Annotated in this window: 15 protein-coding genes and 1 pseudogene; 7 read left to right on the forward strand and 9 right to left on the reverse strand. The window is 59.9% G+C overall.

All coding sequences use genetic code 11. From position 1 onward, the window contains the following. Window position 1 precedes the first annotated feature (1 nt). A complete protein-coding gene (locus ACIGGF_RS14230) occupies window positions 2-3,250 on the forward strand; it encodes a UvrD-helicase domain-containing protein (protein ID WP_397521933.1) in 3,249 nt (1,082 codons plus the stop codon). Here the strand turns inward: ACIGGF_RS14230 and ACIGGF_RS14235 are convergent. Further along, a complete protein-coding gene (locus ACIGGF_RS14235; protein ID WP_397521934.1) occupies window positions 3,241-4,572 on the reverse strand; it encodes an McrC family protein in 1,332 nt (443 codons plus the stop codon). The genes ACIGGF_RS14230 and ACIGGF_RS14235 overlap by 10 nt on opposite strands. Then, the gene (locus ACIGGF_RS14240) at window positions 4,569-7,061 is read right to left on the reverse strand and encodes an AAA family ATPase (protein WP_397521935.1); all 2,493 of its coding nucleotides are present in this window, start codon (window positions 7,059-7,061) and stop codon (window positions 4,569-4,571) included. Before ACIGGF_RS14240 ends, ACIGGF_RS14235 begins: the two co-directional genes overlap by 4 nt. A gap of 132 nt (window positions 7,062-7,193) precedes the next feature. Between ACIGGF_RS14240 and ACIGGF_RS14245 the strand changes: the two genes are divergently transcribed. Beyond that, window positions 7,194-8,222 carry a restriction endonuclease gene (locus ACIGGF_RS14245; protein ID WP_397521936.1) on the forward strand — a complete coding sequence of 343 codons (1,029 nt, stop codon included), beginning with the start codon at window positions 7,194-7,196 and terminating at the stop codon, window positions 8,220-8,222. A gap of 220 nt (window positions 8,223-8,442) precedes the next feature. Here the strand turns inward: ACIGGF_RS14245 and ACIGGF_RS14250 are convergent, their stop codons facing one another. The 3 genes from ACIGGF_RS14250 to ACIGGF_RS14260 form a co-directional block, all read right to left on the reverse strand. Beyond that, entirely contained in the window at window positions 8,443-9,207 is a 765-nt protein-coding gene (locus tag ACIGGF_RS14250; protein WP_397521937.1) for a hypothetical protein, read from the reverse strand. Between the two features lie 115 nt (window positions 9,208-9,322). Beyond that, window positions 9,323-9,976, reverse strand: coding sequence for a response regulator (locus ACIGGF_RS14255; RefSeq protein WP_397521938.1), 654 nt, complete (start codon window positions 9,974-9,976; stop codon window positions 9,323-9,325). Between the two features lie 38 nt (window positions 9,977-10,014). Continuing rightward, a complete protein-coding gene (locus tag ACIGGF_RS14260; protein ID WP_397521939.1) occupies window positions 10,015-11,250 on the reverse strand; it encodes a sensor histidine kinase in 1,236 nt (411 codons plus the stop codon). Between the two features lie 135 nt (window positions 11,251-11,385). Here ACIGGF_RS14260 and ACIGGF_RS14265 point away from each other — a divergent pair, with 135 nt between their 5' ends. The 5 genes and pseudogenes from ACIGGF_RS14265 to ACIGGF_RS14285 form a co-directional block, all read left to right on the forward strand. Beyond that, entirely contained in the window at window positions 11,386-12,009 is a 624-nt protein-coding gene (locus ACIGGF_RS14265; protein WP_397521940.1) for a DUF4352 domain-containing protein, read from the forward strand. 79 nt (window positions 12,010-12,088) lie between these two features. Beyond that, complete coding sequence (locus tag ACIGGF_RS14270; protein WP_397521941.1) at window positions 12,089-12,811, forward strand: VWA domain-containing protein; 723 nt, start codon at window positions 12,089-12,091, stop codon at window positions 12,809-12,811. A gap of 59 nt (window positions 12,812-12,870) precedes the next feature. After that, on the forward strand, window positions 12,871-13,455 hold the full coding sequence (locus ACIGGF_RS14275) for a TIR domain-containing protein (protein WP_397521942.1): 585 nt from the start codon (window positions 12,871-12,873) through the stop codon (window positions 13,453-13,455). Then, entirely contained in the window at window positions 13,452-14,336 is an 885-nt protein-coding gene (locus ACIGGF_RS14280) for a DUF4231 domain-containing protein (protein ID WP_397521943.1), read from the forward strand. The genes ACIGGF_RS14275 and ACIGGF_RS14280 overlap by 4 nt, the downstream gene beginning before the upstream one ends. A gap of 208 nt (window positions 14,337-14,544) precedes the next feature. After that, window positions 14,545-14,928, forward strand: a pseudogene (locus tag ACIGGF_RS14285) (helix-turn-helix domain-containing protein); the annotation flags it as partial. Window positions 14,929-14,976: 48 nt separating this feature from the next. Here the strand turns inward: ACIGGF_RS14285 and ACIGGF_RS14290 are convergent. The 4 genes from ACIGGF_RS14290 to ACIGGF_RS14305 form a co-directional block, all read right to left on the reverse strand. After that, window positions 14,977-15,798, reverse strand: a complete 822-nt coding sequence (locus ACIGGF_RS14290; protein ID WP_397521944.1) for an ABC transporter permease — start codon at window positions 15,796-15,798, stop codon at window positions 14,977-14,979. Then, on the reverse strand, window positions 15,798-16,622 hold the full coding sequence (locus ACIGGF_RS14295; protein ID WP_397521945.1) for an ABC transporter permease: 825 nt from the start codon (window positions 16,620-16,622) through the stop codon (window positions 15,798-15,800). The genes ACIGGF_RS14290 and ACIGGF_RS14295 overlap by 1 nt, the downstream gene beginning before the upstream one ends. Next, complete coding sequence (locus ACIGGF_RS14300; protein ID WP_397521994.1) at window positions 16,619-17,383, reverse strand: ABC transporter ATP-binding protein; 765 nt, start codon at window positions 17,381-17,383, stop codon at window positions 16,619-16,621. Before ACIGGF_RS14300 ends, ACIGGF_RS14295 begins: the two co-directional genes overlap by 4 nt. 76 nt (window positions 17,384-17,459) lie before the next feature. Further along, window positions 17,460-18,476 carry an ABC transporter substrate-binding protein gene (locus ACIGGF_RS14305; protein ID WP_397521946.1) on the reverse strand — a complete coding sequence of 339 codons (1,017 nt, stop codon included), beginning with the start codon at window positions 18,474-18,476 and terminating at the stop codon, window positions 17,460-17,462. Window positions 18,477-18,560: the final 84 nt, after the last annotated feature.

Here is an 18,560-nt window from a genome sequence, read left to right on the forward strand (position 1 = left end):
CATGGCAAACCAAGACACCCTTTTGGTCGACCGCGTCGAGCGAACACGCATCGCAACCGACACCTCTGCAACGCTGTTCGTCGAAGCCGGCGCAGGAAGCGGCAAGACGCACTCACTCGTCGAGCGCATCTGTCACCTCGTACTCGTCGATGGGATAGAACTCGACCGCATCGCAGCCATCACGTTCACCGAGAAGGCTGCGGCCGAACTTCGCGAACGAGTCCGCACACATCTCGCGTCCTTCTCCGGTGATGCTGCCGAGAAGGCGATGGAGCAGATCGATACAGCGGCGATCGGGACGCTGCATTCGTTTGCCGCACGCATCGTCAGCGAACATCCGATGGAGGCAGGGGTGCCGCCGCGTGTGGCCGTCGTGGATGCCATGGGGTCGCAGCTCTCGTTCGAGCGCCGCTGGCGGAGAATACGGGCTGCGCTCTTCGCCGATGAACACGCCGCGCCCAGTGGGCTGACCAACGCGCTGCGCATCATCCTGGGTGCGGGAGCGTCGCTGGAACAGGTACGAACTCTCGCCGACGCGCTTGATCGGAGCTGGGACCGATTGATCGTCAACGACGTTGCGCCAACGATGGCCGTTGCGGATATCGATTCTATTCTGCGTGCCGCCGATGAGGTTGTCGATTCTGTTAGGGACTGCTCCGACCCGTCCGACAATTTGGCTATGCGGTTGTCCTCGATCGCAGAGTGGCGAGTCGCTATGGCAGACGCCCGGTCCTCCACAGCCTGGATCGCACTCGCGGCGGAATGCCCGACGAAAGGCAGTGGCGGCAGGGGCCCGAACTGGGTCGGCGGCACTGCAATGGTCAAGGAGATCAAGGGCTCGATCGACGAGTTGAACGCTGCCGCCGCTGCCGAGCGGACGAGGTACGTTGCGTCTGCGTTGGCGATCGTCGTGCATCATCTTTCCCGCGTGATTGTCGACGAGGCCGCCGAGCGTCGCCGACGGGGTGAGCTCGAGTTCCACGATCTGCTCGTCTACGCCCGAAACGTGTTGCTTTATGCCGACGTTCGTCGGATCGCCCACAACTCCTATCAGCGAATCATGCTGGACGAGTTCCAGGACACCGACCCGCTGCAATTGGAGATTGCCCGGTTGATAGTCGACGGTCCGGACGAGTCGGGCCGGTTGTTCACGGTGGGGGATCCGAAGCAGTCGATCTACAGGTTCCGTCGCGCAGACATCGCGTCGTACATGGCGGCGCGTGATGCCACAAATACCGCTGACGTGGTTCGACTCACCACGAACTTCCGATCCACGAAACCCGTTCTGAAATGGGTGAACTCGGTGTTCGCGTCCTTGGTCGTCCCCAACGGCTATGTTCAGCCCGACTACACGCCGCTCGATCCAGCACCAGGCCGACCGGACTGGTCGGCAGGAACGGGTTGGGGTCCGACACCTTTTGTCTTCGAAGACTCCGGTCAGACCGTCGACGATGAGCACTTGTTGACCCCCTCGGAAGTGCTGCGCGCCCGTGAATCGCGGGATGTCGCGCGCATCATCGCGACCGCGCTCGACCAGGGGTGGCAGAAGGAGGCCGGCGGGTTCGGTGAATACACCCATCGGCCAATGACCCTCAGCGATATGTGCATTCTCATCCCGTCGCGCGCAGTTCTCCCGTTTCTCGAGCGATCTCTCGACGACGCCGGTATCGAGTTTCGTTCCGAAGCATCATCGTTGGTCTATTCGACGCAGGAGGTCCATGATCTCCTCGTGACCTGCCGCGCTCTGGCAGATACTGCGAACGAAGCTACTGTTGTTGCTGCACTGCGCACGCCGCTGTTCGGTTGCGGGGACGATGATCTGCTGCGGTGGAAGGCAGCGGGAGGGCGGTGGGACTTCTTCTCCGACGCACCCGCGGGGCTGGAAGAGTCCCCGGTCGCGGCGGGACGTTCGTATCTGAAATCGGTGTGGTTCGAGCTGGGGTTGCTGAGTCCTGGTGCGCTGCTGAGTCGTTTGGCCGCAGACCGTCGTGTTTTCGAGGTGTCGATGGATTCGCCACGGCATCGGGACGTGTGGCGTCGACTGCGGTTCGTCATCGATCAGGCGCACGCGTGGTACGGCGAGGACGGCGGCGATCTGAGGGATTACCTTGCGTGGGCACAAACCCAGCAGGACGAGAACGCGCGCGTCACCGAAGCGGTGTTGCCCGAGGTCGGGGTCAATGCTGTCCGGATCATGACCATGCATGCCGCGAAGGGACTGCAGTTTCCGATGGTCATCGTTGCGGGAATGAGCGGTGGGTTCCGAACGACGTCCGATCCGGTGGTGTGGGGTGATGACGGGACGATGCATCTCAATGTATGCGCTGCAGTGCAATCCGTCGACTACAAGAGCGTTTCCACTATTGAGAAGGCGCACACCGAAGCCGAACGCGTTCGTCTCCTCTACGTGGCGTGTACGCGGGCAGAGAGTTTCCTTGCTGTGTCGGGTTATGTCGGAGCAAAGGGGAGTTGGGGCAAGACTCTGGCTGCGGGCACCGCGGGCGTTCCCAACGTGGTTCCCGATCTGATCGAGCCAGTACGGGTCGAGGACAGTGGCTCTTCGAGTTCGGTTGCGTTGCAGAGCTGGGACGAATGGCGGGCCGAGACTGCACGCGTGAGTGAGATTTCTGCGCGGCCGTCGACAGTGTCCGCGACGCAAATTGCGCACCCGGTTCTGCCTGTACACGAGGCAGTGTGGGCGGAGTACCGGTTGGCAGACATTGTCTTTCCTGCGAGCTCGATCGAGGTGGTTGCGCCGCTGGTCGGGTCTGTCGAGAGTGGCACGACGCTGGGTATCGCCTTGCATGCGCTGTTGGAGACGGTGCCGCTCGATGCGGCCCTTGACTTTGAGTTCGACGAGAAGGCCCGAAGCGCGGGCACTTTGGCGGGTTTGGTCGATCTCGATCGGTTCGGGCTTCTGGCGAAGTCGGTGTTCAACTCTGAGCCTGTGCAGCGCGCCGCCGCGCGCGAGCATTGGCAGGAAATGCAGCTTGCAGGTATGTCGCCGAACGAGACCATTGTGGTCGAGGGAATCGCTGACCTGGTGTATCGCGAGGACGACGGGTCGCTGGTGATCGTGGACTACAAGACGGATGTGGGGGTTACGTCGAAGACGCTGGAAGCCTACTGGACTCAGTTGTCGGTGTACGCGGACCTGCTTGCAAGGGCGACGGGGGAGACGGTGGGTCGGTTGGTGTTGGTATTTGCGAGGCCAGATGTTGCCGCGTCACTTGCACGCGGTCACAAGTGACGTGAAGGCAAGCCGTTCAATGGTCCGTCAGAGACGCCAAGTCGAGCCAAGAAAGGGAGGATGCCGCGAATCTCGGAGCTCACTCGGTCGCGAACGGAGCGAGACTCGCTGCGAAGCTCGTCGAGCAAGGTCTTCAGCGGGACACCGAGAATTTCGATCGAGGCAATGGTAGAACCGTCCGGTTGCAGATCTACCGTGCCGTGCTCCACGGAGTTGTCGTGCGGGTACACGAGCAGCGATGTCGGTCGTGTAGTACCACGGGGGAATGCTTGAGCGTAGATAAGAAGTTGGTAGGCATCGCTGACGCTGATTTTGTTGGATTGGTATCGCTTGTATTTTGCGTCTACAGCTACACGTTCTGGCCCAACTTCTACGAGGTAGTCCGGACGAATCGACTTCCACTGCTTGCCGTTCGACCTCAGGATCGTGTTCTTTCGATGCTGCGGATGGACGGCAGCATGTGAATCCCGGAATGCTTCGTCGAGTAGCCAGCCAACGAATCGCTCGAACAATCGGTCCATGTTTATCAGAAATGCGGAGGTGCGATCGCCGCCGCGGTGGAACAGATCGTCAAGGCGAGCATCTCCGAGGAGCGCGAACGACCATACGTGCGCAGCGCGATAGTGGTCGTTACCACGGTGGTAGACGATAGACTTACGGGCAACGTCGGCAGGTCCGATCGGCGTGGGTGCCAACGCCTCGAAGTCCTCCATCAAGAGATGCGCTCGTAATTTTAGACCTTTGTCGTCGGTCCGTTGCACGACTATCCGGAGCGCGGCCGCAATCACGTGGTTTTCGATAATATCGTGGTCGAATTCATCGAACTCGCACGCTAGCCGGTCAATCCGGTTGAAGTGTGTGCTCACTTGACGCGTCAAGTCGAGTCGACCACGCAGGAAGCCTAAGTCCTCGCTTGCCTCGCGATAGCTCTGCATCGGTCCGCCGACCAATATGTCATGTGCGGCCGACACCAGCAGATTCTCGAGCAAGGTCCTCGCGTTGTCGCCCGTCTTTGTTTCCAAATCGCTCGACAACGAACGAAGGTCGCTGATGTCTAATCCGCTGACCAGTCCAATCATAGCGATGACATTCAGGCTGCCGCCGGCCAGCTTCGGGACGATCCTCAGAACTCTGCCGTCCGGTAAACCAACCACGCCGACCCACTGAGTGGTCTCGACGCGAACCTGTTCGTCAGCGAGCCAGGTCAGTTTTACCCGGCCGTCAAGTGCACGATTCAGTTGCGCGCGAACGCTTGGCGGGGGCGTCTCGTAGGGCAGTGTCTCCGTCGACCGTTCGACGATATCGACGAACCGGACCGTCAAAGTTTGTCCAGGTAGAACGATGTCACTGCGTCCACGAGATTGTCGTCGTCACTGACGATGTCGTGGAGAGTGCGTCGCATCGAGTCCACGACCTCGCCACCGAGATACTCTTTGAGTTTGGCGAAGTCGTCGAACGCGATTTCCTGCAAGAGCGGGATGATCTCAAGACGCAGGACTTCGGCGAATTGCTCGACGGTATCGATAGGGTCGCCCTCGTCCAAAAAGAACGAGTGGCCAATCTGACGTTCTCTCCCAGCTAGTTCGGTGATTGTTTTGTTGAGTTCGTCAAGGAACAGGTCCAGTGGCAGATCACCGATCTTGCTGTTCGCAAGAATCGACGAATCTGGGAGCAGCTCGATGAATGCGAATCTTCGACGGAGGGCCGCATCCAGACTGCGAATACTGCGATCAGATGTGTTCATCGTCCCAATTATCAGTAGGTTCTCTGGGACGATCAGACAATCTCCGCTGGCGGGCAACACCACTGATGATCCGCGTTTGTCAGCTTCTATTACGGTGATTAGCTCTCCGAACACCCGAGGAACGTTCGCCCGATTGATCTCATCGATCAGCAGGACGAATGGCATGTCGGGTTCGGCATGCGCCGTGCTTGCCACCCGCTTAATCACTCCGTCTTTGAGCTGCAACGAGATCGATTCGGCAGCGGAACTGACCGGCCGGTACCCCTCGATGAACTCCTCATACGCATACGACGCGTGGAATGTGACTTCGGTGAGGTAGTTCGCGAGATCCTCTGCCCTGTGTTCGAGGTACACGTCTTGTGCGCCGGATAGGTGCAGGAGGCGTCGAAACGCATCGGGGGCGAGTTTCCTAATTGCACTCATGCGAAGGCCATCCCTCACGTCCAATCCAGCCAATTCCGTATCTGCTTGAATTTTCGAGATGTGAGGGCCGCAAGGCAGGGGCATGATCGGTTTCAGCGCTACAGTTTTCGCGTTGTTGTTCTTTCCGTAGAAGTTGACCACCCGCGCGAGGCCGAACACCCTCGATTGCCTTCTATCGAACACAAGGGCAACATCGCCCGCGTTAGGTCCGGCAGAAGCTTTGAATGGCAGCGTCGCGATATAGCGACCGTCCGCGAACAGATCGTCCCAGCTGTCGGCAATGATCCACCATGCCGAATCAGTTAGGAAGCCGCCCGTGAGGTTTTCGGTGCGTGCCGCGTCGATCGTCCCAGTCCGCTCGAATTGCTCATCGAGCAACCAACGAGCAAACCGCTTCGCGGTCCACGTCTTGCCAGTGCCGGGAGGGCCGTAGAAGATCACTTGTTTCTTGCGTTCGAGAACTCGTTGCCATTGCTCGAATTGCCTCAGTTGATCGTGGTCGAGGGGGTCATGGGCATCGACATCACCGCCATTTGGACTGGCGACGCCAGGCAGTTGGGCCTTGAAAATCTCTTTGAACTGCTTTGCGGTCAGAGCACTGATCGTGTCGTCCAGCCAAGATTGGTCAGCTGAATCCGTTGACGTTGCTACAGACGTGTCCCACTCGATTCCGACCGTGTGTTTGTGGTCGCCGGCTTCGTAATCCCACTCGTACTCAGAATCTTGTACGGTTCCGAGTGCCAACACGTCGGACGGCCCGGATGTGGCGACGACCTGGTCACCCGCAGCCATCTCGCGAAACCACCATAGGTGCTTTGCTTGCCGATCCAGGCGACCCAGTTTGGCGCCGGTACCCGAATATGACTCGCGAAAGGCTTGTTTCAGCTCGCTCTGTGTCTCGAACAGGGACAGATCTCCAACCTCGTCCCATCCGACGCTCACCCTGTTGGTTGCGAGGTTTGATTCCCACTGCGCTGCATCGACCGTCACACGCCACGAGCTAGGTGTGTGCCAACCTGGTGGGCGAGCCCATGCGTACAAAAATGTCCCTAGATCGAGGGAACTCGACTCTTCCATTCCGTCAGTCTCACGAAGTGCTGCCAGGACCCGTTGGTTGAGAGATAGGGCGTCACCTTTGTGGTCGATGTGCAGCCGCTCCGCGAAGTACTTGAGATGCGGCGGGCTGAATACCGGCAGTACGTGCTCAGGGAAGTAGAGATACAGGGTCTTCAAGCGCACGGTGTTGACTGTTCGCAGTTGCTCAACTGCGGACGTGTCCCGCCAGCGACGATTGTCACCGGCCTCCAGCAGTTCCAGAAACGACGCATGTAGCGCGTCCCACGCTTCGTTCACCGACGCGAATCCCTTCGGATACACCCAGCTGCCCGACTTGTGCAAGAAGATCCGGTGTTTCTTGGCGCTACCGCCCCTGATGCTTCCGAGAGTGGGCGTGCCCCACTCGAGCGCGTACGAGTAGCTGTGTTTGGACTGTGGTTGTCCGAGTGCGTATTTCTCCAAAGTCATCTCAGCCCAGTCCTCACGGGGAAACCTGCGGTGAAACGCAGCGAATTGAGATGCTTGAGCCTGGGTCCGGTCGTCGGCCCGGACGTGCAGACCCTGGTCGACTGCGTCGGTCAACTCCACTACGTGACTCCTGGTACCTGTCGGTCTGCGCTGTTACTTTGCGATGCGAATCTCCTCCGACGGTATCAATCGTTGATCCGCGGTGGTTGGGTCTGCGACATAATCGTTCGTCGGTGATGTTGAATCTTCTACATGACAACTGTGTGGGGTCTTCACAACGACGAGTCGTCGCTCAACCTTCTCGAAGGAGGTTTCGTCAGCATCGGGTGGGATGAGGTCGGCGATCTGGCGCTGATCGGCCCTGATCGGGATGCCCTGAAGATTGCTATAGCCTCGGCTTACCCTTTGGCGAAGCCCGGTGCGGTTCCCGTATGGGCGGGCGTGCTGCTTCGGTTCGGCTTCGAGATGGCAGTCGGTGACATCGTCGTTGCTCCTCAGAAGTCGGATAGCACTGTTAGTCTGGGGCGAATCACCGGTGCAAGCGAGTACTTTCCCGCGGTTCCGATTCATCGACATCGCAGAACGGTGGAGTGGATCGAGACAGGCATCGCACGCGCCGAATTCAGCCAAAAGGCCCTCTACGAGATCGGCTCAGCGCTCACGCTGTTCCGTGTGAAGACTCATGCGCACGAATTCCTGAGTCGAATGACGCCCGGCATCGTAGATGGCGATGGTTCGCCCTCGACCGATGTGCCCAGTTCGGTCGATGAGGCGGTCGAATGGGCAGAAGAGGAGCCGAATGCGGATAAAATTGATCGGTTCACTCGTGATTTCGTTGCGAAAACGTTGTACGCAAATCTTAGCCATGAGGAGTTTGAGCACTTCGTCGCCGATGTCCTACGCGGCCTAGGCTACCGCGCTCGTCTTACGCAGTATTCGAACGACGGTGGCGTCGATGTCATTGCGCACCGAGACCCGCTCGGCTTAGAGCCGCCGCTTTTGAAGGTGCAATGCAAGCACTCGCTAGGTAAGCCCGCATCCTCTGATGTCCAGCAGTTAATCGGCGCTTTGTCTCACGGTGAACTGGGATTGTTTGTCACCTTGGGCACGTATTCGAAAGACGCAGTCGCACTTGAACGTAACCGACATGATCTGCGCCTAGTTAACGGCGAGGATTTAGTCGATATGGTCCTACAGGTCTACCCGTCCTTGCCGCAAATATGGAAAGCGAAGTTGCCGTTGACTCGGATTTACGTCGTGGACAGTGGAGCAATTAATTGATTCATACGTTGCAACTAATTCCGTGCAGTTATTTGAACTTACTTGTCGACTAAAAACTTTGATTCGCGATTAATAAACCCTCTAATAAACGAAGCATTCCAACCAAGGCGAACGCGTGGTAGTTGGACGCGCTTTTATGGGATTGCAAAAAGACAACCTAAAATTCTATACCCGCTTTGTGCTTTCTTGCCGCTAGACGGCAATGGACTTCGTGTCCGATCTACTGCGGGTCGCGAACAATGATTGGCTTGGTCAAAGGCAGGGTCGACAAGTGCTTCTGGAGCCGCTTCGACATCGGGTAAAAGGTAGCGAACGTCAAACCACCTGAGACGGCCGCACCTATCAAGGGAACGATCTTTGCTGCACCTGTTGCGAAGATTTGTTTTGTCATCTGAACACCGAGGACCGTCGCAACCTTCTTGACGATTGGGTAGATCGAGCCCTTGGTCAAAGCTTGCTGAGGCAACTTCTTCGAAACCTGCTTCGCGATTAACGCCGACACTTGTGCAACGCCCGCTTGTGCGGCGTTCACCCCGAACATCACGCCGATGAACAGCGTTAGCATGCTCTCGGTCGCGGTGTCTATGGCGTCCTCTGCATCGTCAAACAGGTCAGGCCAGCTGTAAATGTAGACAAGCTTCTGGACGACCCGTAGGAGGTGGCCGTAGTACTGCGCGATGTCGGCCGGGACGGTTCCGAACGCAGCAAACCCACCAGGGATACCCGCCGCAGCTGACACTGTGGTGACTTTGCCCGTCTCGTATTTGATGACACTGTTCGCAATCTGGTCGATCACCTTCAGCGGCACGCCCGCTTCAGCGGGGGTCGTGGCGATCGCGCGAAGGATCTGGTCGTCGGTACAGAACCTCTTAAGCTCGCTGCGGAGAAAGGCGTTCCTATCGATCCGAACCCCGGGCATTTGGGCCGACGCCCGCAAAGTCTGCTCAAACTTCGAGGTCGGCGCGATCTGGCTGTCGTTACCCATTGCGACAACTTACTGCACGCCTACGACATGGCTGAGCGCCCCGCATCGGCCAGTCATGCACTGCGTTGGTGTTGCAAGGCCCCATCCGTGTGCAACGTTTCCGGGACGCCCACGCTCACGTGACCATTCCCGCTCTGAAGGCAGCCAGTGCCGCCTCGACTCGATTGCGCACACCGAGTTTCATGAATATCCCGGAAATATGGGTCTTCACCGTCGTCTCACTGAGGTACAGCTCGGAGGAGATGTCCGCATTGGTCGAACCAGTTGCCAAGATGCGCAACACATCTCGCTCGCGCGGGCTCAGCACGTCCATCGACACCGATGTCCGGGTCGCCGGCAACACCGACGTCGCCACAATTTTCCGGAGCGAATCCTCACTGAACAACGTATTGCCGGATGCCACTGCTCGAACCGACTGATGGAACGTCTCCGGTGCCTCGCTCTTGCTCAGAAAGCTGTGTGCCCCCGCCTCGATGGCACGTACCACCAGATCGTCCACATCCATCGCCGTCATCGCGATGACCCTCGGTGGATAAGCCAGCGTCATCAACTCGCGAGTGGAATCCAGTCCGCCGACCCGTCGCATCTGAAGATCCATCAGCACCACGTGCGGCCGGAACGCCGTCACCGCAGCAGGCACCTGGTCGCCGTCCTCCACGTCGGCCACCACCGCAATGTCCGGGGTCTTCGCAAAGATGTCCGTCACTCCACGTCGAACGAAGGGGTCGTCGTCGACGATCAGAACGGTGATCACGGCTGGCGCTGTCATGGTTCGCTGAGCTTAGAACGCGACTCCGACACTGCCCGTCAGGAGTACCACGGCAGCCAGCACGAGACCACGAACTCGCCGGGCTGCGCGCCCGCTGCGAACGTGCCGCCCACTCCGCGGGCCTGTTCGGCCAATCCCGCCAACCCCGCACCCGACCCGTGCGCAAACGCCGGTTGCCCCATCAGCTGATTGCGCACATCTACGCGCACGCCCGTCTGATCGGACCCGTAGACCGCCACCCGAATGGTCGAACCGGCGGCGTGCTTCTGCGCATTGGTGAGCGATTCCTGGACCACCCGATACGCCACATGACTGCTCGCAGCGCCGATTTCACCGGGCGTCACGTCGAGCATCAGCGATGTGTGCAAGCCCGCGTCCCGCGCCGAGTGCACCAGATCGGAGATGCCCTCGACGCTTTGCCGGCCGCCGCTCGAGGCATCGGCCGATCCGCGCAATACGCCGATGATGCGCTTGAGCTCGTCGAGCGCATCGTGCGCGGTCTGCCGAATCAACGACGCAGTTTGAGCTACCTTCTCGGGTCCATCGGCGCTATTGACCTGCATTCCGCCTGCAAACAGCGAGATGCGACTGAGGCTGGCCGCGAGGGTGTCGTGCATGTCGCGAGCAATGCGGGCACGTTCCGCATTCAGCAGCATCTCCTCACGAAGAGCGTTGGACTCCACCGTCACCTTGTCTCGCGTGACCACAGCCTCCGTCAGGTCGGATCGCGTGCGGCGCAGTATTGCTCCACCCACGACCAACCCGACGAGCACTGCCGCGACGACCCACGGAATCCACGCCGGGACGTCCCATTCCACCGGCATGGACCCATCCTCGGCCTTCGTCGAACCGATGGTCAGGACGGAGTAGTACCGACTGCGATGCGCGTCGTACGTCAACGACACCCCGCACGCGACGTACACGGCGACGGCAGCAATTACGAGCGGCTTGGTGCGCGCGAACGCACCGACAGCAAACAGGGCAATCAACGCCGCCGTCGCATCGGTGGCGAAGAACAGTGGCCCGGCCAACGCGAGTCCCAGAACCACCCATGGCCGTTCGTGTCGCCAGATCGAGGCGACGCCGGCGATCAGGTTGAGCGCGACGCCGAGGCCCAGGTTCCACCCCGGCGTTCCGGAGGAGCCTGCCAAGCCGGCGGTCATCATCGAGCAGAACAGGCTGAAGGCCACCGCCGCCGTTGTCCAGGCTTTGCGGCGCAGGGTGCCTGTTCGGTGGGTGCTCACGAGGAGAAGCGTACGGCCGAGCACCGACACCGCGAATCGTCCTATCGGCCCGCATTGCCGATCGGATGCGACCGAAAGGAGGAGGCGCACCGACCGGTCAGCCGAGGCGCGAGCAGGGCCGGCTGCGGTGTGGTTGATGCATCGCCCAACGAGAGGAAATTCGTCATGACCAACCACAACCCGAACCCCCAGCAGCAGTACGCCCCGCCCGCTCCCGAGCAGAAGAAGAGTTGGTTTGCCCGCCACAAGATCCTGACCGTCATCCTGGCGATCGTCGTGCTGGGTGTCCTCATTCGGCTCATCGGTGGTGGTTCGTCGGAAAGCCCGACAGCTCCCGCGCCGGCCGGATCCCCGTCGTCAGAAGCAGCGGCTCCTGCTGCCCCGGCCGAGCCGACTCAGCCGGGAATCGGCGTCCCAGTGCGTGATGGGAAGTTCGAGTTCATCGTCACGGCCGTCGCGCCACCCGTCGCGACCGTCGGCTCGGAGTACCTGACGCAGACTGCGCAGGGTGAGTACGTCCAGGTGACGATGACCGTGCGCAACATCGGCGACCGTGCGCAGAGCTTGGACGCGTCCTCGCAGAAGTTGCTCGACGCGGACGGCAAGCAGTACTCCGTCGACAGCCTTGCGACCGCATACCTCGACGAGAGCATCGGCTACGAACAGATCAACCCGGGCAATGCGCTGGATACAACCGTGGTGTTCGACGTCCCTGTAGGAACCTTGCCTGCCGAGATCGAGCTGCATGATTCGGCGTTCTCGGGCGGTACGACGGTTGCGCTGCGGTAGCCGTCACCGATCGCTCTTCCGTTCTCTCTCAGTCTAATTCATCCGACGCAGCTCCGGCTGCGTCCTACGGAAGGAAAACATGACCAACCCGAAGCTCTCTCTCGTGGCCGCATTGCTCGACCGGTCCGGCTCGATGCATTCCATCGCCGACGACACCCGTGGCGGATTCGATTCGTTCATCACCAAGGAGCGTGAGGCCGACGGTCGGACCGTGGTCACGCTCGCACAGTTCGACGACCGGTACGAGCTGGTCTACGACAACGCGCCCATCGAGGACGTCGAGCCGCTCGTGCTCGAGCCGCGGGGTGGCACCGCGTTGTACGACGCGATCGGCCGGCTCGTCAGCGAGGTCGGCGCGGGCCTTGCCGCGACACCGGAAAACGAGCGCCCCGGCTCGGTGACCGTTCTTGTGATGACCGACGGTCACGAGAACGCGAGTCAGGAGTGGACGAATTCGGCTGTGCGAGAGCTGATCCAGCGGCAGGAGACCGAGTACAGCTGGGACTTCGTGTTCCTGGGATCGAACATCGACGCGGTCGAGGTCGGTGCCGATCTGGGTTTTCAGCGCGGCAAATCGATGACGTACGTCTCGACGTCGGTCGGTGTGACGGCTGCCTTCGATTCGGTGGCGGATTACCAACATCGGAAGCGCTCGGCCGGTGTCGATGCGTGTTCGGTGTCGGCCTTCACCCCGGAGGACCGCAGACGCGCGCTAAGCATGCGCGATACAAGGTCGACGGCGACTCAGTTCTGTAGGAGGGCGTTGTTGCGTTCGCACGGACGTGTCGGACCGAACCTGTAGCTTTATGCGGAGAAGTGGAAACCAGCTTCTGCCGGTCAACAATGTGTAAGGAGCTCGCGGTGGGTCATACAGTATTCATTTCTTTCAAAACTGAGGATAAGGCATTCAAGGATGAAATTCAGTCCTGGCCTGACCTCGACTACATCGATAAGTCACTGAACGAGGCTATACTGTCGGACGATCAGGACTATGTCATGCAGCGGATACGTTCCGACTATCTTAGCCGTTCGACAGTGACGATTTTTTTAATAGGTCGCCACAGCGCGGAAATTCTGGGAGCAGACGAACAGTACTACATTAAGAAAGAGCTTCAAGGATCCCTGTATAGCGGTGCCGGAAACACAAAAAACGGAATCCTAGGTGTAATCCTGCCATCAATGACCTCATCTATTTACCTGGGCGACTATCAATGTGGGACGTGTGGCGACAGTCACAGGAATGTCGACGTTGGCGATTGTAACGCAATTCGCGAGTTTGGCTACAACTACTTCATTCCGAACGAAAAATGCTCGTGGTCTGAGGACGATAGGTATTGCGTACTAGTGCCTTGGGATACTTTTGTGGGGGACCCAGAAAAGTGGATCGACGAAGCGTTCGCCAAACGATCTGCCCCAATCGCAAGTAAGACACGAGTTCGACCATGAGTGAACCAAATGGCGCTACCCTATCGTTTCCGACATTGTTGGACGCAGCCGAGGAGCGGTCCGGTGTTCAGCAGAGGGTTTTCTATCGTGTTCTTGGTGGGCAGATCGTCGCGCTAGCACTCGCGGCTGGAACCGCGCTCCTGCCAGTTAGCAGTCTTAGCGGAATTGGGCCGATCGTGGCGCTCCTCGTCTTCATGGGAATCATAGCCGTGCAAGTATCGGGGATTGCTGACAAAGCGGAAAAAGAGTGGTACGAGGCGCGCGCTGCGAGCGAGTCAATCAAAGCGGCATCTTGGGAGTTTGCTACTGGCGGCGAAGCATTTCGCTTGGGCGATGCAGCATCTGAGGAGCGGTTCCGGCAATTAATGGGCGGCATTCTTGAGCAACTACCACGTCTCGATGTGCCAAGTGCAAGTCACGCTAATGCCAGTGTAACGGAGAGCATGGCATCACTTCGTTGCTCGTCAATGGAGATTAGGAGAGCTGCCTATCGCCAATGGCGTGTCGATGATCAGTTGGGCTGGTACTCAAAGAAATCAAAGTGGAACAAGGATCGGGCAAAGCGGAGTCGAGGCATCTTAGTTGGCGTTTCGGCTGTTGCTATCGTTCTTGGCATCTTGCGGATTCGGGGCAACATTGATATCGATTTAATGAGTGTGATGGCTGCGCTCTCCTCGGGAGTTATTGTGTGGATGCAGGGCAAAAAATACACTCAATTGTCGGAGGCGTACTCGGTGACCAGTCACGAGATAGCTTTGCTCGCATCGACGATTGACGCCGAACGAACTGAGCAAGAGTGGGCACAGTTTATTCACGATGCGGAAGCAGCGTTTAGTCGAGAGCACACCATGTGGAAGGCTCGAATGCAAGGACCGATCTGACAAGGCTCCCAGGATTGAGGGCAATCCGCATGCAGCGAGTCGACCAGGAGGTCGGCTGCTCTCATGTGCTATCGATTCCAATGCACGGACTAGCATCGGTCTTTCACGCCGGTAATTAGTCAAAGCGTGTGAGAACAGAAGAATGGTGCCCTGAGCCGGGAGGGTTCGACTTACAACAGTTAAACTCCGACCGCTTGAGGAGCACCGAATGAGTCGATGCGACCGGATCCACTGGTTCGTTGCTACACACGATCGGTGTTTCTGCCCCGGTCCTTGGGCTGTCCGAGATCGCAGATTCGATCGGCCAGACGCGCGAGGTGGTACAGGTTGCCCGGCGCTTCGGGACTTGGGCGGGCGTCCTGTGTGCGCGAGACGTCGGTGTTTAACGCCTGCTCGGTTCTTGCCTGGCACCGGGTATGCTCACTGCGTCATCACCGAGCAGCTCGGACCCGCGATCGCGTTCGATACCGAGCATTCCTCTGATCTGGTGCGCACTCTCGATGCCTTCGTCGCGAACGGCGGAAGCAAAGCCCAGGCTGCTCTCCGTCTGGGTATCAGGCGACAGTCTCTTTATGGACGGTTGTCCTCAATCGACAATCTCCTCGTGACCGTCAGTTCGGTCCTCGCTGAACGGACCTCGTCACCGGCCGCCGTATTTCGAGGTGATGCGACTCTCCAACCACTGCAGGGCAATAGTCGGCGGCAGTGCCATCACCAGGATCAAGACAACCGTGCCCATGATGTTCTCCATGCGCACCAGGCTGACGTTGCGGAGCAGTTCGTATCCGATGCCGCTGGAGGACGAGAACATCTCGGCGAGAAGCAGTCCCAGGAACGCTAAGCCGAAAGTCATGCGCATACCCGTCGCCAATGCCGGAAGCACGGCGGGAATGACGATCTGACGGATCAACCTGGGCCAGCTCACCTGCAGTGACGCCGCCATCTTGAGATGGATTCGCTGGACCGATGCTGTGGCCTCGACGGCGACGAGGAACATCGGGATGAACGCGGCGTAGAAGGAGAATCCGAATCGGCTCAGTGCGCCGATCCCGAGGAACGACAGAAAGATCGGATACAGCACGATCTTCGGAATGCTGTTGATCGAGTACACGATCGGGGCGATGGTTTGAGTCCAGAACGGACTCAGGCCCAGCGTCAGGCCCAGCAATGAACCCACGACGGTACTGGCCAGAAACGCGAGCACGAGGATGCGCAGCGAGTCGTAGACGTTGGCTCGGAAGTCTGCGTCGCCCAGGTCCTGGGTCAGTGAATTCATGGCCTCGGCGGGCGTCGGGAAGATGAGACTGTCGACCAGAACGGCCGAGACCCACCAGATCAGCACCGCGAGAACGGCGACGACCACGGGCGGCAGGAACCGTCGGGCGTTGGTGCGGCTAGCGGACGAGGCGGCTTTCGGGGGAGCGGTCGGGGTGGTGGCAACTCTGTCCAAGGTGCTGCTCATCAGCGGCGCCTCCAATCGAATCGGTTGAGCGCGAACGAGATCAGCGAGGTCGAGAGCAGAGCGATCAGCGCTACGATGAGGATGCCGGCGTACATGTCGGCGATGTCGAACCCGTCGTAGGCAATCGAGATGAAGTGGCCCAGGCCTTGAGTCGACAGGATGAACTCACTGGCCAACACCGAGATGACGGCGTACGAGAGCCCCAGTTTGAGTCCGGTCACGATGCTCGGCAACGCATACGGAAGCAGCACCGATCGGAAGTACTGCCACCGTGTGAGCATCAGCGTGGTGCCGAGCTTGGTGACGATCGGAGTGACCGAGTTGAAACCGGTGCGCGCATTCAGCGCCACCACACCGAAGGCGAAGATGGTGGACAGGATGGCGATCGGAGCCACGCCAGCACCGAACAGCACCACCATGATCGGGTACAGCGCGAACGTCGGGACGGCGTAGTACACGTTAAGGTAGGGCTGAAACGCTCTGTCCCACAGCTCGTACCGCCACAGCACGTACGCGGCGCCGACACCGAGTACGGAGCTGAGCACGAAGGCCAGAACGATGATGCCGAGCGTCCGGCCCAACTCGTCGACAAGGAAGTCCGGGTCGGTCAGCAGGCTCAGTGACGTCGTGATCATGTCGGTCACCGGAACGATGTCGAGCGGAGAAGCGAAGAATCGTGCCGAGATGTCGATGGCCACCAGAGCCGCGACGAGGATGAGCACTGTCCATCCCCATGCGGGGAGACCGAGTTGGGTGGAGGGTGCAGGCCGGATGTATCCGGGGACCACAGAGGCGCGCGTGCTCTCGCGCGTGGGGGCACTCATGGTTCGATGCTCATCGTCTTCTTGGCCTCGTCGCGCAGACTCGACCAAATGCGTTCGTGCAATGCAGTTGCCGCTGGGCTGGCGAGGACGTCCTCGGAGCGCGGACGGGGCAGGTCGATGTCCATCTCGTCTATGAATCGACCGGGCCGTGCGCTCATCACCAGTACGCGATCGGACAGCAGAACAGCTTCCTGGATGCTGTGGGTGATGAACAGGACTCCACAGGTGAGCTTTTCGACGATCTTGAGCAGCTCGTAGGACATCACCAATCGCGTCTGCTCATCGAGAGCACCGAACGGCTCATCCGCGAGAATGAGGTCAGGCTCCATGGACAGGCAGCGAGCGATCGCCACACGCTGGCGCATACCGCCGGACAACTGCGTGGGGTAGTGGTCGCCGAACTTGCTCAGCCCCACAGTGTTCAGCAGCTCGTCGGCGCGGGCGCGCCTCTCTTTCTTGCCGACACCCCGGACTTCGAGAGCGAACGCGACGTTGTCGCGGACAGTCCGCCAAGGCAGCGTCGCCGATTCCTGGAAGATGACCGCAGTCTTGGATCGAGGGCTGGTGAGCGGGTGCCCGTCGACCTGCACGGTGCCGCCATCGTGATCCTGCAGTCCGGCGAACACCTCGAGCAGGGTGGACTTGCCGCAGCCACTGGGCCCGACGACGGAGACGAATTCTCCTCGGCCGATGGACAAGTCGATCTCGTGGAGGGCGGTCACATCACCGAAGTGCCGCGAGACCGACGAGGCGACGGCGATGGCGGAGGTGGTGTCGGGGCGGGGTCGAGTCGCTGCGTGAGTCACGTCGCTACCTTCTGGTGGTGGGAAATTGTTGTCAGGAGTCGCAGTCGCCGGGAACATCGTTCTCTACTCCCGCGGCGAGGAAGTCCGGGTCGAACAGGGTGCAGAAGTTGGGTACTCGATCGCTCCCGGACGCTTCCACGCCGTCCTGGGCGGATTCGACCGACGCGGTGTCGAAGCCGCCGCCCCAGGTGTCGACCGAGGATGCGCGCTCGACCACCGCGGTCGCCGACTCCACATCGAATCCGGTGTAGTCCGCGTAGATCTGCGCGGCTGCAACAGGATCGGCCTTGATGGACGCCACCGCCTCGGTGTAACCGGCATTGATGGCGCGCACGACGCCGGGATTACTCGCGGCGTAATCCTTGGTCGTGGTGATCGTCGACTGCAGGAACCGCGACATGTAGTCGGGGCTGCTGACAATCAGCTTGAAATCCTCCGTCCGCTGTTCGGCGACGATGGAGGGAACGAGCGCGATATCGACGTTGCCTGCTTCGAGTAGTGCGAAGCCCTCGCCGATTCCGCCGGAGGCAACCCGCTCAATTCGGCTCGGGTCGACGCCCGCAACGGAGGGAAGCAGACGCGTCAGAGCATCAGACGCCGAGTTGGGCCGGGTGTAGGCCCAACGGCGGACGTCCTCGATGGAGTTGATATTGGGATTCGAGGCGAGTGCGTAGAAGTTCATCGGGTACGGCCCCTGCGTGCCGCCGCCGACGATGCGCAGTTCGGAGCCGGCTGCGTCCGCCTGCACGATCGACGGGTAGCTGACCTCACCGATGGGGATGTTGCCGTCGAGCAGCGTGCGCATGGTCGCGCTGCCGCCCTTGCCCGGCACGATGTTCTCGACGATTACGCCATGCTTCTCGAACAGTCCCTGCTTCTGCGCGACAAGCCAAGGGATGCTGTAGATTTCGGCCGCTGCCGAGACGGTGACGTCGATCGTGACCGGATTGGCGGGGTCCGCGTCGGGGTCGGGATCCGATCCGCACGCCACCAGCGCGCCGGACAGCGCCACTGCTGTCATGATCGAGGTGATTCGGCGTAAATGCATCTGCGTCCTCGCTTGCTGATCGGCGTGACGATGCCGAAGTGGGAGTGTCGGCTGTCGCAGGCCCACCCGTAGTGAGACGTACGT

This window comes from Rhodococcus sp. NPDC078407, assembly GCF_044542515.1.
Classification (GTDB): Bacteria; Actinomycetota; Actinomycetes; order Mycobacteriales; family Mycobacteriaceae; genus Rhodococcoides.

Excerpts from the sequence above, each read along its gene's own strand:
- ACIGGF_RS14295 (WP_397521945.1), bottom strand. The coding sequence starts at position 16,622 with ATGAGTGCCCCCACGCGCGAGAGCACGCGCGCCTCTGTGGTCCCCGGA.
- ACIGGF_RS14255 (WP_397521938.1), bottom strand. The coding sequence starts at position 9,976 with ATGACAGCGCCAGCCGTGATCACCGTTCTGATCGTCGACGACGACCCC.
- ACIGGF_RS14265 (WP_397521940.1), top strand. The coding sequence starts at position 11,386 with ATGACCAACCACAACCCGAACCCCCAGCAGCAGTACGCCCCGCCCGCT.
- ACIGGF_RS14245 (WP_397521936.1), top strand. The coding sequence starts at position 7,194 with ATGACAACTGTGTGGGGTCTTCACAACGACGAGTCGTCGCTCAACCTT.
- ACIGGF_RS14250 (WP_397521937.1), bottom strand. The coding sequence starts at position 9,207 with ATGGGTAACGACAGCCAGATCGCGCCGACCTCGAAGTTTGAGCAGACT.
- ACIGGF_RS14305 (WP_397521946.1), bottom strand. The coding sequence starts at position 18,476 with ATGCATTTACGCCGAATCACCTCGATCATGACAGCAGTGGCGCTGTCC.
- ACIGGF_RS14290 (WP_397521944.1), bottom strand. The coding sequence starts at position 15,798 with ATGAGCAGCACCTTGGACAGAGTTGCCACCACCCCGACCGCTCCCCCG.
- ACIGGF_RS14230 (WP_397521933.1), top strand. The coding sequence starts at position 2 with ATGGCAAACCAAGACACCCTTTTGGTCGACCGCGTCGAGCGAACACGC.
- ACIGGF_RS14280 (WP_397521943.1), top strand. The coding sequence starts at position 13,452 with ATGAGTGAACCAAATGGCGCTACCCTATCGTTTCCGACATTGTTGGAC.
- ACIGGF_RS14270 (WP_397521941.1), top strand. The coding sequence starts at position 12,089 with ATGACCAACCCGAAGCTCTCTCTCGTGGCCGCATTGCTCGACCGGTCC.